Origin of the sequence: Amycolatopsis sp. NPDC006131, assembly GCF_040614175.1 — a bacterium.
In the GTDB taxonomy this organism is placed as follows: Bacteria; Actinomycetota; Actinomycetes; order Mycobacteriales; family Pseudonocardiaceae; genus Amycolatopsis_E; species Amycolatopsis_E tucumanensis.
The window spans coordinates 1-11,805 of sequence record NZ_JBEXTX010000172.1 but is presented as its reverse complement, the minus strand read 5'-3'; the positions used below and the strand labels follow the sequence as shown (position 1 = coordinate 11,805).

Sequence of the window (11,805 nt, the reverse complement as noted above, 5' to 3'; positions counted from 1 at the left end):
ATCTGGGCACTGCTGCGCGACGGCCGCGAATTCCACCACTCACCGCCGCCCATCAGCCCTACAGCTGCTTGACACGATCATTGAGACTCCTCGTCGCCGAACCGTGCCGTCGAGGGTGGCGTGGCGGCGACGGCGCGGCCAGGGTTGCAACGAGTTGCACCCGGGGGGAAAACCTCCCGTACGCTGGTTGCGTGACGCAACCGAACGCGGTGCAGACGGAGACAGAGGCCGCCCTCGCGGTGCTGCGGTCGATGGTCGGCATCGCCGACGCTACGGTAGAGCGGGGGACCGCGGGGCTGACCCTGACCCAGTTCCGGGCGCTGCGCGTGGTCGCCGAGCGCACCCCGGTCACGATGCGGCGGGTCGCCGCCGAGCTGGGCATGAACCCGTCGTCGGTGACCCGCGCCTGCGACCGCCTGGAAGCGGCCAAGCTGCTACAACGCGCCGCGAATCCGCTGAACAAGCGGGAAACCCTGCTGGCGCCGACGGTACGCGGGCGCCGGCTGGTCGACCGCGTCGACCACGACCGCAGGTCGGTCCTGGCCGAGGTGCTCGGCCGCATGGAACCCCGGGCGCGCGAGTCATTGCCGCTCGTGTTCGGCGCCTTCGCCGACGCCGCCGAGGCCGTCCTCCACCCCGGCGCCGACACCGCCCGTTGATTGCGCCGCGCAACCGTGGTGGTTTTCCCGTCGGGGGAGCGGGTAACCGGGTCCGGTGCGACGAGACGCGATCGCCGATCCGTGGGGCGCCCGCACGCCCTACGGACCCGGGCAGCCCTGGCCCGTGCGGGTCGACTCCCAGCTCGCCGAGGGCCTGACCGAGGACGACGTCGACCGCTGGGTCCCGACGGCGGCGGTCCTGCACTCCAACGGCGACGGCCTCGACCTGGCCGTCAAGGACGGCCGTCTCGTCGGCGTCCGCGGCCGCGCTGAAGACCGGGTCAACCACGGCCGCGTCGACCCGAAGGACCTCTACGGCTGGCAGGCCAACGCCTCGCCGGACCGGCTCACCACGCCGCTGATCCGCCGCGACGGGCGGCTCGTCGAGGCGAGCTGGGACGAGGCGATGGCACTGGTCGCCGACCGCAGCCGGGCCCTGCTGGACGAGCGCGGACCCAGCTCGATCGGCTTCTACACCAGCGGCCAGCTGTTCTGCGAGGAGTACTACACGCTCGCCGCGATCGCGCACGGCGCGATCGGTACCAACCACCTCGACGGCAACACCCGCCTGTGCACCGCGACCGCGGCCGCCGCGCTCAAGGAGACCTTCGGCTGCGATGGCCAGCCCGGCTCCTACACCGACGTCGACCACGCCGACGTCATCGCCCTCTACGGCCACAACGTCGCCGAGACGCAGAGCGTGCTGTGGAGCCGCATGCTCGACCGGCTCGCCGGCCCGAACCCGCCGTCGCTGTTGTGCGTCGACCCGCGGGACACGCCGGTCGCCCGCGCGGCCACCGTGCACCTGGCGCCCCTGCCGGGCACGAACCTGGCCCTGATGAACGCGCTGCTGCACGAGATCATCGCCCGCGACTCGGTCGACCACGACTACGTGGACCGGTGCACCGTGGGCTTCGACCAGCTCGCCGCGCTCGTCGCGGACTACCCGCCCGAACGCGCGGCCGAGATCTGCCGCGTCCCCGCCGCGCGCATCCGCGAGGCCGCGGCTCTGCTGGGCGGCGCGCAGCGGCTGCTGTCCACCGTGCTGCAGGGCTTCTACCAGTCCCACCAAGCCACCGCCGCGGCCGTGCAGGTGAACAACGTCAACCTGGTCCGCGGCATGCTCGGCCGTCCGGGGTGCGGGGTCCTGCAGATGAACGGGCAGCCCACGGCCGAGAACACCCGGGAATGCGGCGCGGACGGCGACCTCACCGGGTTCCGCAACTGGGCCAACGACGCGCACGTCGCGGAACTGGCGGACCTGTGGAACCTCGAGGTGCGGCAGATCCCGCACTACGCCCCGCCGACGCACGCGATGCAGATCTTCCGCTACGCCGAGAACGGCAGCCTGCGCCTGCTGTGGGTGTCGGCCACCAACCCCGCGGTGTCGCTGCCCGACCTCGCGCGCATCCGGTCCATCCTGTCGCAGGACCGGTTGTTCCTCGTGGTCCAGGACGCGTTCCGCACCGAGACCGCCGAGCTGGCCGACGTGGTGCTGCCCGCGGCGATGTGGGGCGAGAAGACGGGCGTGTTCACGAATGCCGACCGCACCGTGCACCTGTCGGAGAAGGCCGTCGACCCGCCCGGGCAGGCGCGGCCGGACCTGGACATCTTCCTCGACTACGCGCGCCGCATGGACTTCCGCGACCGCGACGGGCAGCCGTTCCCGCCCTGGCACGACGCGGAGTCGGCGTTCGAGGCGTGGCAGCGGGCCAGCGCCGGACGGCCCTGCGACTACACCGGGCTCAGCTACGGCAAGCTGCGTGAGCGCGCCATCCAGTGGCCCTGCGACGTCGAGCATCCCGACGGCACCGAACGGCTCTACGCCGACGGGAAGTTCTTCGCCCAGCCCGGCTACTGCGAGGAATACGGGCGGGACCTGATCACCGGCGCGCCCGCCGAAGAGAGCGAGTACCGCGCGTTCAACCCGGACGGCAAGGCCATGCTCAAGGCGGCGGAGTACGTGCCGCCGCACGAGATGCCGTCCGCCGAGCACCCGTTCGCGTTGATCACCGGGCGCACGATCTACCAGTTCCACACCCGCACCAAGACCGGCCGCGTGCCGGAGCTGCGGGACGCGGCTCCCGAGGTGTGGGTGGAGATGTCCGAACAGGACGCGAAGGCGCACGATCTGTCCGAAGGGGATCTCGCCGAGATCACCACGCCACGCGGCGCGGTCCGCGCCCGGGTGCGCGTCAGCGGCATCCGGGACGGGGTGCTGTTCCTGCCGTTCCACTACGGCTACTGGGACGCCGACGACCCGTCCGGGCGGCACCGGGCCGCGAACGAGCTCACGATCACCGACTGGGACCCGGTGTCCAAGCAGCCGCTGTTCAAGACCGCGGCCGCCGCGATCCGCCGCGTGGAGGGGACCCGATGAAGATCGACCTCGCCCTGCGGGAACTGCACCGCGCCGAGAAGGCGCTGGTGCGCGACCTGCTCAAGGTGTCCGACCGGCACCACGCCGAACCCGAGATCCACCACGTCACCCGCGACCTGGCGCGCTGGTCCCGCGACCACGTCCGCGCGCTGGCCGACGCCGGCCGCTCCTACGGCCTGGACCTGGGCGCCGAGGTCGCCGAGCGGTCGGGCCCGCTGGCGCCGGTGCGCACCGCGGTGAGCGAGTTGCTGAGCACCCGGCCCGAGCCGGGGGTGCTGTTGCTGGCCGACCTGCGCCGGCTGCACCGCGCGTGCGCCGGGGTGTCGCTGGACTGGGAACTGCTGGCGCAAGGAGCGCAGGCCATCAAGGACGACGACCTGTTGGCCTTGGCGAGCCGCTGCCACCCGCACGCGTTGCGCCAGCTGAAGTGGACCGACGCGATGCTCAAGCAACTGTCGCCGCAGGTGCTGGCCGGCTGAGCCCGCCAGAGCCAGCCGGCTATTGCACGGCGCGGGGGTCCCCCGGGCTGATTAGCCCACGTCAGATCGTGCCGTTGATCCCAGTCCATCAGTGGTCACCGACCGGTGACATCGACTGATGGAGAAACGGATGTCGCAGGAATCAAACACGCTGAGGCGCGCCGTCGCCCGGGTCGGCGGTGTGCTGTCGGCCGCTGGGCTGGCGGCACTGACCATGGTCGGTGGCGCGTCACCGGCTTCGGCCGCGGACGCACCGGTGGGCTGCGGTTACGGCACCGGCGGCCCCGCCGCGTCCACGCTGTGCTGGCTGGACATGAGCGCCTACAACGACGCACAGGCCAGCTCCGCCGCGGGCCAGAACATGAAAGTCACCCTGCCCGGCGGCTACACGATGACGTTCAACATCGTGAACCGGCCTGCGGGCGGCCCGGCGGTGCCCGTGGCCGCCTTCGCCGTGCCGACCAACGGAACGGCGTCGGCTATGGGCAACAGGGTCTACAAGAACATCCCGGGCAAGCCCGCGCTGTACACCAGGGTCAGCGGCGCCAACACGTTGACACTGCGGGACATCGTGGTCACGGACTCCGGCGGCGCACGCGTGAGTGGTTACGCGTTGGTGGGCGCCGACGCCGAGAACACCGGCGCCGAGAGCATCACCTGGACCTCGAACCAGCCGATCAACCAGGTGGCCTCGGTTCCCGGAACGCAGGGCTGCCAGGCGAGCACCGCCACCGGTTTCGGCACCAACACCGTGACCTGCACGGGCACCGGGGGAGCCGGCACGACCTGGGGCACGCTCGTGGTCAACTCGGTCGGCGCGACCACCTTCTCGCAGACCCTGCGGTCGAGCGCGGGCATCGAGGCCGTCGCGTTCGCGGTGCAGACCTCGAAGCTGACGCTGAACAAGCAGGTCACCGACCGGCGCCAGGCGAACGACTCGTTCGACATCTCGGTGACCTCGCCGGAGGGCACGACCGTGGGCACGGCCAGCACCGGGTTGTCGAACACCGCCACCACCGGCGCGCTGACCGTCCTGCCGCGTGCGGCCGGCCAAGGCTACACGCTCGGCGAGACAGGCCCGGCCGGCAACTACGACCAGTCCTGGGCCTGCACCAACGCCACCACAGGCAGCACGACTCCGCTCCCGTCGGGCACCGGCACCAGCGTGCAGGTCTCCCCGCAGCCGGGTGACGACATCTCCTGCACCCTGACCAACACCGGGCAGAAGACGGACCTGAGCCTCGCCAAGGAGGGCCCGGCGACCGCCGCGCCCGGCGACCTCGTCACCTACCGGTTGATCGTCACCAACCACGGCCCCGGGAACTCGACCGGCTACACCGTCAGCGACCGGCTGCCCGCCGGCCTGACCGGCATCACCACGACCACCCCGGGCTGCACCGTCAGTGGCCTGGACCTCACCTGCACCGGCGGTGAACTCGCCGCGGGTGACAGCGCGGTGATCGAGGTTTCCGGCATCGCCGACGGCAGCGTGAAGACGCTCTACAACACCGCGGTCGTCAAGTCCAACGAGATCGACACCGACCCGACCAACGACACCTCCAACGAGGTCACGACCGATGTGGTGCCGATGATGTCGCTGGCCGTCGCCGGTGGTGTGCTCGCACTCGGCGGTGGCGGCTACGCCCTCAGGCGGCGCCGTAGCAACGTCTGACCGGAGTGATCAGCAGGGCGGGCGGCCCACCTCCGGCGAGCCGCCCGCCATCCGCCGCGCCGGGACCCGCGGGCCCCGGCGCGATGCTCAAGCAACTGTCGCCGCAGGTGCTGGCCGGCTGAGCCGCTAGTCGCGGATGACGACGTCCACCGCGTCCCGGAACCGGTACGGGCGGTGGTCGAGCAGGTCGGGGAGTCGTTTGCGCAGCCGGGACAGCTCGGCGCGGACGGTGACGGTGCGGGAGGGGTCGCCGAACAGGCGGGCCGCGAGTTCGGTGGCGGTGAGCCCGGCCCGGTGGCGGGCCAGTTCGAGCAGGATGTCCCGGTGGCGCGGGGACAGCCGGTGCGTCCAGCTGCCCGTCTCACCCTCCACGACGAGGCTGGGACGACCGCCGGGGCGCGGGTCGAGCACGACGCGGGTGAGGGCGGGCCGTTCGTCGTCCACCGGCCGGACGAGGACGCCGTCGGGCAGGAGTTCCACGGTGCAGTGTCCCAGCGCGGGCAGCCACAGCCGGTCGGTGTCGAGGGCGCGGGGGAGCGGGACGCGGTCGACCGGGGGCAGTCCCTTGGCGGCGGCGACCCAGCCGGACCGGTCCAGCACCAGCGCCGGCCCGGGGACCTTCGGCAGCAGCGGCGCGGCCGTGGCGCGGAGCCGGTCGAGGGCGCAGCGGTGGTCTTCGCGGAGGCTCGCTTCGGCCAGGCCGGCGAGCGCGGTGACGAGGGCGAGGATCGCGGGGTGCGCGGTCGAGACCGGTCCGCTGATGTCCACCGCACCGAGCAGGGTGCCGTCCCGGGGGTCGCGGATCGGCGCGGCCGCGCAGGACCATTCGTGGTGGTTGCGCGCGTAGTGCTCGGTCGAGTGCACCTGGATCGGGCGGCGCTCGACGAGCGCGGTGCCGATGGCGTTGGTGCCGACGGTGTTCTCCGCCCAGCAGGCGCCGTCCACGAAACCCAGCCGGTCGGCCCGCCGGGCCACGCCGGGATGCCCTTCGCGCCACAGGACCAGCCCGTCGGCGTCCACGATCACCACGATGTGCCCGGTGTCCCCGGCGAGCGGCACGAGCCCGTCCCGCAGCGTCCGCACCGCCTTCCTGGTCAGGCCGCAGCCGGCGCGGCGCTCCTCCAGGTCACCGGGGGACACCGGATCCACGGCGGCCCGGTCCGGATCGACACCGTGGCGGCTGACGCGAAGCCAGGACTGCGAGATGACCGGGCGGGGCGCGGTGCCCGGCCGGTCCCCGGCCAGGACGAGGTCCTGTGCCCGGGCCACGTTCCGCGCGTACTGCCGCGGGTCGGCGGTGAACGGGTGGTGGCGCATGGCTCCCTGCCGGTCGCGTCGGTGATCCCAGCTCCCGGCAGGGAACCGCACCGGCGGCCAGGGCGGCAAGGGTTGCAGGGAGTTGCACGTCCCGTTCCCGCACCGCAACCCCCTGCAACGCTGGTCCTGCCGCTCCGGGCGCTCCTACGGTCGGCGTTCACACCGACCCGACCAGCTGAGGAGCGCCATGTCCCTGAACAGGCAGGCACTGTTGCGTGCCTATCGGAGGATGTCCGAGATCCGCGCGTTCGAAGACCGCCTCCACGAGGAGAACGCCACGGGCGACATCCCGGGGTTCATCCACCTCTACTCCGGTCAGGAGGCCATCGCGGTCGGCGTCTGCGAGAACCTCGCCGCGACCGACTACATCGGATCGACCCACCGCGGGCACGGGCACTGCATCGCGAAGGGCTGCGACATCGACGGCATGATGGCGGAGATCTTCGGCAAGGACGCCGGACTGTGCCACGGCAAGGGCGGATCGATGCACATCGCCGACCTCTCCGTCGGCATGCTGGGCGCCAACGCGATCGTCGGCGGCGCGCCCTCGCTCGCGATCGGCGCCGCGCTCAGCGCCAAGACGCTCGGCAACGGCGGGGTGGCCGCCTCGTTCACCGGTGACGGCGGGTCCAACCAGGGCACCGTGTTCGAGGCCATGAACATGGCCGTCGTCCTGAAGCTCCCGATCGTCTTCGTCATCGAGAACAACGGGTACGGCGAGGCCACCGGCACCGACTATGCGGTGGGCGCTCCCGACATCGCCGCGCGCGCGGCGTCCTTCGGCATGCCCGCGGTCACCGTGGACGGCACGGACTTCTTCGCCGTGCACGACGCTGCGCGGGAGGCTGTCGAACGGGCGCGCGCCGGTGGCGGCCCGACGACCATCGAGGCGCAGGCGCACCGGTGGTTCGGCCACTTCGAGGGGGACGCGCAGCTGTACCGGACGCCCGAGCAGGTCGCGGAACTGCGCGCCACGCAGGACCCGCTGCGGATCTTCCGCAGCCGGGTGGACGCCAGGAAGGTGAAGGCGGCCGAGTTCGACGCGATCGACGAGGAGTCCCGCGCCCGGGTCGACGCGGCCGTGGCGAAGGCCCGCGCGGCCGCGTACCCGCCCGCGGAGAACCTGCTGACCGACGTCTACGTCTCGTACTGAGAAAGGGAAATCCCATGGCCACGTCGAAGAAGACGTACCGCGAGGCGATCAAGGACGCTCTCGCTCAGGAGATGGCGCGCGACGCCGCGGTGGTGCAGATCGGCGAGGACCTGCGCGGCGGCCAGGCAGGCACCAACCCCGACCTGGAGACCAAGAAGATCGAGGCGTTCGGCGGCGTGCTGGGCGTCACCAAGGGACTGTGGACCGAATTCGGGTCCGACCGGGTGATCGACACCCCCATCACCGAGTCGGCGATCATCGGGATGGCGGCGGGGGCCGCGCTCACCGGGCTGCGCCCGGTCGCCGAGCTGATGTTCATGGACTTCTTCGGGGTCTGCTACGACGCGCTCTACAACCAGGCCGCGAAGTTCCGGTACATGTTCGGCGGCAAGGCCCGCACCCCGATGGTGGTGCGCGGCATGATCGGCGCCGGGTTCTCCGCCGCCGCCCAGCACTCGCAGTCCCCGTACAACGTGTTCGCCGCGGTGCCGGGCCTGAAGGTGGTCGCGCCGTCCAACGCCTACGACGCCAAGGGACTGCTGATCCAGGCGATCCGGGACGACGACCCGGTCGTGTTCTGCGAGCACAAGACGCTCTACGACCAAAAGGCCGAGGTGCCCGACGAGGCCTACACCCTCCCGTTCGGCGTCGCCAACTACACCCGCGAAGGCGACGACGTCACCGTGATCGCCTTGTCGGCCATGGTGAACCGGGCCAACGAGGCGGCCGACAAGCTCGCCGCCGAAGGCATCTCCGTCGAGGTGGTCGACCCGCGCACGGTGTCCCCGCTGGACGAGGAAGGCGTGCTGGAATCGGTGGCCTCCACCGGACGGGTCGTGATCGTCGACGAATCCGCCGCCCGCTGCGGTTTCGGCCACGACCTCGCGGCGTTGATCGCGACCAAGGCGTTCGGGTCGCTGCGCGCGCCCATCGAGCTGGTCACCCCGCCGCACACGCCGGTGCCGTTCTCGCCGGCGCTGGAGCAGGCGTGGCTGCCGAGCGCGGCGCGGATCGAAGCCGCCGTCCGCAAGACGCTGGCGGTCTGATCATGAGCGACATCAAGCTGATCGAGATCCCGAAGTGGGGCCTGTCCATGGAGGAAGGCACCGTGACCGCGTGGCGGCTGGCGGAGGGGGCCGGCTTCCGCAAGGGCGACCTGCTGTGCGAGGTCGAGACGAGCAAGATCACCAACGAGATGGAGGCGCCGTTCGACGGCGTGCTCCGGCGCGTCCTCGCGCGGCCTGGTCAGACGCTGCCGGTCGGCGCGCCGATCGCGGTCTCGGCCCCGGAAAGCGTGAGTGACGACGAGATCGAGCGGTTCCTCGCCCAGCACGGGACCAGCGCGCAGGGGGACACCGCGCCGGTCGTGGCCAACGGTGACGGTGCGAGCCTCGCCGATCCGGTGCCGGTCCGTCCCGCCGGTCCGGAGCCGGGTCCGGCGGGGGACACGGTCGTGCCGGCGGAGTTGCGGGGGCGGACCGGTGCGGACGTCTTCGCCACGCCCCACGCCCACCGGCTCGGCCGGGAGCTGGGGATCGACCTGGCGAAGGTGCCGGGCAGCGGGCGTGACGGCCGGATCTCGGTCGCCGACGTCCACGCCGCGATCGGCGCGGCCGGTGGGCGGGTCGCGCCCGCGCCCGCACCGCCGCGCCCCACCGTGCCGGGACGGTCCAGCCAGGACGACAGCACTGTGCCCGCCACCCCGGTGGCCCGCCGTCTGGCCGCGCGACTGGGCATCAACCTGCACGACTGCCGCATCACCGGCTCCCGCGGCCGGGTGTGCGAGGCGGATGTCCGGGAGGCCGAGCGCAGGTTCGGCCTGACAACAGTGTCCGAGCCCGCCGCTCCCGCCGAGAGCGGCGCGCAGGTCGAAACCGTGCCGTTGTCGGCGATGCGCAAGGAGATCGGGCGGCGCCTGCAGACCTCGAAGCAGACCGCGCCGCACTTTCGGGTGAGCGTCGACCTGGAGATCGACGAGCTGCTGGCGTTGCGCGAGCGGATCAACGCGACCGTGCCGAAGGTGAAGCTGTCGGTCAACGACTTCCTGATCAAGGCCTGCGCGGCCGCGCTGCGGCGGGTGCCCGACGTCAACGTGCAGTTCGACGAGAGCACGCAGGCCGTGCTCCGGCACTCCGCGGCCGACATCTCGGTCGCCGTCGCGCTCCCCGGCGGCCTGGTCACCCCGATCGTCCGGGCGGCGGAGGGCAAGTCGCTCGCCGAGATCTCGGCCGAGGTGCACGGCCTGGTCACCAAGGCCAAGACCGGCAGGCTGCGGCCCGAGGAGTTCCAGGGCGGCACGTTCACGATCTCCAACCTGGGCATGTACGGGGTGAAGGAGTTCGACGCGATCATCAACCCGCCGCAGGGCGCGATCCTCGCCGTCGGCGCCGGCCGGCCGTGCCCGGTCGTCGCCGGTGGGGAGGTCGTCGTGCGCACGGTGCTGACCGCCACGTTGTCCTGCGATCACCGCGTGATCGACGGCGCGCTGGGCGCGGAGTTCCTGCGGGAGCTCAAGCGTCTCGTCGAGTCGCCCGCCCTGATGCTCGTCTAGGAGGACTGCCATGAGCGAGAAGTACGACGTCCTCGTCATCGGCAGCGGCCCGGGTGGTTACGTCGCCGCGATCCGCGCCGCCCAGCTGGGGCTGCGCACCGCGGTCGTCGAGCGCGACCGGCTCGGCGGCATCTGCCTGAACTGGGGGTGCATCCCCACCAAGGCGATGCTGCACGGGGCGGACGTCGCGCACACCCTGGCCAACCTCGAGCCGCTCGGGTTCCGCGCCACCGGGGTCACCTTCGACATGGCCGGGCTGGTGGAGTTCAGCCGCTCGGTGTCGGAGCGGTTGTCGAACGGGATCGGCTACCTGCTGAAGAAGAACGGCGTGGACGTGATCACGGGAACGGCCCGGTTGGCGGGCCGGGGCGAGATCGACGTCGCCGCCGACGGTGCGCTCACCCGCTACCAGGCGGACCACACGATCCTCGCGACCGGGGCCCGGCCGCGCTCGATCCCCGGGGTGGCGCCCGACGGCGACCGCGTGTGGACCTACTTCCAGGCGCTGACGCCGCCGTCGCTGCCGAGTTCGCTGCTGGTCGTCGGGTCCGGCGCGATCGGCGTGGAGTTCGCCAGCCTCTACCGGGACCTCGGGACCGCGGTGACGCTCGTCGAGGCGATGCCGCGCATCATGCCGGCCGAGGACGCCGCGGTCGCCGAGCACGTCCGCAAGCGGTTCACGGACCGGGGCATCACCGTCCACCAGGGAGCGGCGGTGTCCGGTGTGGACGCCGGGATCGACGCGGTCACCACGACCCTCACCCTCGCCGACGGGTCGGAGGAGAAGATCACCACCGAGCGGGTGCTGGTTGCGGCGGGCATCCAGGGCAACGTCGAGGATCTCGGGCTGGAGGAGGCCGGGGTCGAGGTGGACCGCGGGTTCGTCCGGACCGACGAGTGGTGCCGGACCACCGCGTTCGGCGTCTACGCGATCGGTGACGTCGCGGGCGCGCCGTGCCTGGCCCACAAGGCCAGTCACGAAGGCGTGCTGTGCGTGGAGAAGCTGGCCGGGGTCGAGCACGTCCGGCCGCTCGACCGGCGGCGGGTGCCGGCCTGCACCTACGCGCGGCCGCAGGTCGCGCACCTGGGCCTGACCGAGGAGCAGGCGCGCGCCACCGGGCGGAGCCTGCGGGTCGGCAGGTTCGACTACACCGCTTCGGGCAAGGCGCTGGCGATCGGCGAGGGCGACGGGTTCGTCAAGACCGTGTTCGACGCCGACACCGGGGAACTGCTCGGCGCGCACATGGTGGGCCCGGAGGTGACCGAGCAGATCCAGGGGTTCGGGATCGCCCAGTCCCTCGAAGCGACCACGGAGGATCTCGCCGAGGTCGTGTTCGCCCACCCGACGCTGTCCGAAGCGATGCACGAATCGGTCCTGTCCGCTCTGGGGCGCTCGCTCAACAGCTGACCAGCCCGGTTCCCCTGCCGCGCCGCGACCCGGCTCCGGCGCGGCAGGGGAACTGTCCACGTTCCGGAGGTGCCCGATGGACCGTCCCAGCCGGAAGCTGCTGCGGCTCGAGGTCCGCAACAGTGAGACGCCGATCGAGAAGAAGCCGTCCTGGATCAAGACCCGCGCGAAGATGGGGCCGGAGTT

The 11,805-nt window shown here is 72.0% G+C and carries 9 protein-coding genes and 1 pseudogene; 9 read left to right on the top strand and 1 reads right to left on the bottom strand.

Annotation, left to right across the window (positions count from 1 at the left end; all coding sequences use genetic code 11):
* Positions 1-191 precede the first annotated feature (191 nt).
* The 4 genes from ABZ215_RS41530 to ABZ215_RS41515 all read left to right on the top strand — a co-directional run bounded on the left by ABZ215_RS41530 (position 192) and on the right by ABZ215_RS41515 (position 5,190).
* Positions 192-659, top strand: a complete 468-nt coding sequence (locus ABZ215_RS41530) for a MarR family transcriptional regulator (protein ID WP_354956294.1) — start codon at positions 192-194, stop codon at positions 657-659.
* A gap of 55 nt (positions 660-714) precedes the next feature.
* Complete coding sequence (locus ABZ215_RS41525) at positions 715-3,039, top strand: nitrate reductase (protein WP_354956292.1); 2,325 nt, start codon at positions 715-717, stop codon at positions 3,037-3,039.
* Complete coding sequence (locus tag ABZ215_RS41520) at positions 3,036-3,518, top strand: hypothetical protein (RefSeq protein WP_354956290.1); 483 nt, start codon at positions 3,036-3,038, stop codon at positions 3,516-3,518. The genes ABZ215_RS41525 and ABZ215_RS41520 overlap by 4 nt, the downstream gene beginning before the upstream one ends.
* A 130-nt stretch (positions 3,519-3,648) precedes the next feature.
* Complete coding sequence (locus tag ABZ215_RS41515; RefSeq protein ID WP_354956288.1) at positions 3,649-5,190, top strand: DUF11 domain-containing protein; 1,542 nt, start codon at positions 3,649-3,651, stop codon at positions 5,188-5,190.
* A gap of 126 nt (positions 5,191-5,316) precedes the next feature.
* Here the strand turns inward: ABZ215_RS41515 and ABZ215_RS41510 are convergent, their stop codons facing one another.
* Positions 5,317-6,507: a GAF domain-containing protein gene (locus ABZ215_RS41510; RefSeq protein WP_354956286.1), complete on the bottom strand. Its 1,191-nt coding sequence runs from the start codon at positions 6,505-6,507 to the stop codon at positions 5,317-5,319.
* 187 nt (positions 6,508-6,694) lie between these two features.
* Here ABZ215_RS41510 and ABZ215_RS41505 point away from each other — a divergent pair, with 187 nt between their 5' ends.
* The 5 genes and pseudogenes from ABZ215_RS41505 to ABZ215_RS41485 form a co-directional block, all read left to right on the top strand.
* Positions 6,695-7,660 (top strand): thiamine pyrophosphate-dependent dehydrogenase E1 component subunit alpha, encoded by a 966-nt coding sequence (locus ABZ215_RS41505; RefSeq protein ID WP_027935751.1) that lies wholly within the window; start codon positions 6,695-6,697, stop codon positions 7,658-7,660.
* A 14-nt stretch (positions 7,661-7,674) separates the two neighbouring features.
* The gene (locus tag ABZ215_RS41500) at positions 7,675-8,706 is read left to right on the top strand and encodes an alpha-ketoacid dehydrogenase subunit beta (protein WP_020417198.1); all 1,032 of its coding nucleotides are present in this window, start codon (positions 7,675-7,677) and stop codon (positions 8,704-8,706) included.
* Between the two features lie 2 nt (positions 8,707-8,708).
* Entirely contained in the window at positions 8,709-10,211 is a 1,503-nt protein-coding gene (locus ABZ215_RS41495; RefSeq protein WP_354956284.1) for a 2-oxo acid dehydrogenase subunit E2, read from the top strand.
* Between the two features lie 10 nt (positions 10,212-10,221).
* Positions 10,222-11,619, top strand: coding sequence for a dihydrolipoyl dehydrogenase (gene lpdA, locus ABZ215_RS41490; RefSeq protein ID WP_354956282.1), 1,398 nt, complete (start codon positions 10,222-10,224; stop codon positions 11,617-11,619).
* Between the two features lie 76 nt (positions 11,620-11,695).
* Positions 11,696-11,805 (top strand): annotated as a pseudogene (locus tag ABZ215_RS41485) (lipoyl synthase); the annotation flags it as partial.

What these genes read in the sequence shown, in the direction of transcription:
- ABZ215_RS41510 (WP_354956286.1), bottom strand. Translation starts at nt 6,507, where the DNA reads ATGCGCCACCACCCGTTCACCGCCGACCCGCGGCAGTACGCGCGGAAC.
- lpdA (WP_354956282.1), top strand. Translation starts at nt 10,222, where the DNA reads ATGAGCGAGAAGTACGACGTCCTCGTCATCGGCAGCGGCCCGGGTGGT.
- ABZ215_RS41515 (WP_354956288.1), top strand. Translation starts at nt 3,649, where the DNA reads ATGTCGCAGGAATCAAACACGCTGAGGCGCGCCGTCGCCCGGGTCGGC.
- ABZ215_RS41520 (WP_354956290.1), top strand. Translation starts at nt 3,036, where the DNA reads ATGAAGATCGACCTCGCCCTGCGGGAACTGCACCGCGCCGAGAAGGCG.
- ABZ215_RS41500 (WP_020417198.1), top strand. Translation starts at nt 7,675, where the DNA reads ATGGCCACGTCGAAGAAGACGTACCGCGAGGCGATCAAGGACGCTCTC.
- ABZ215_RS41505 (WP_027935751.1), top strand. Translation starts at nt 6,695, where the DNA reads ATGTCCCTGAACAGGCAGGCACTGTTGCGTGCCTATCGGAGGATGTCC.
- ABZ215_RS41495 (WP_354956284.1), top strand. Translation starts at nt 8,709, where the DNA reads ATGAGCGACATCAAGCTGATCGAGATCCCGAAGTGGGGCCTGTCCATG.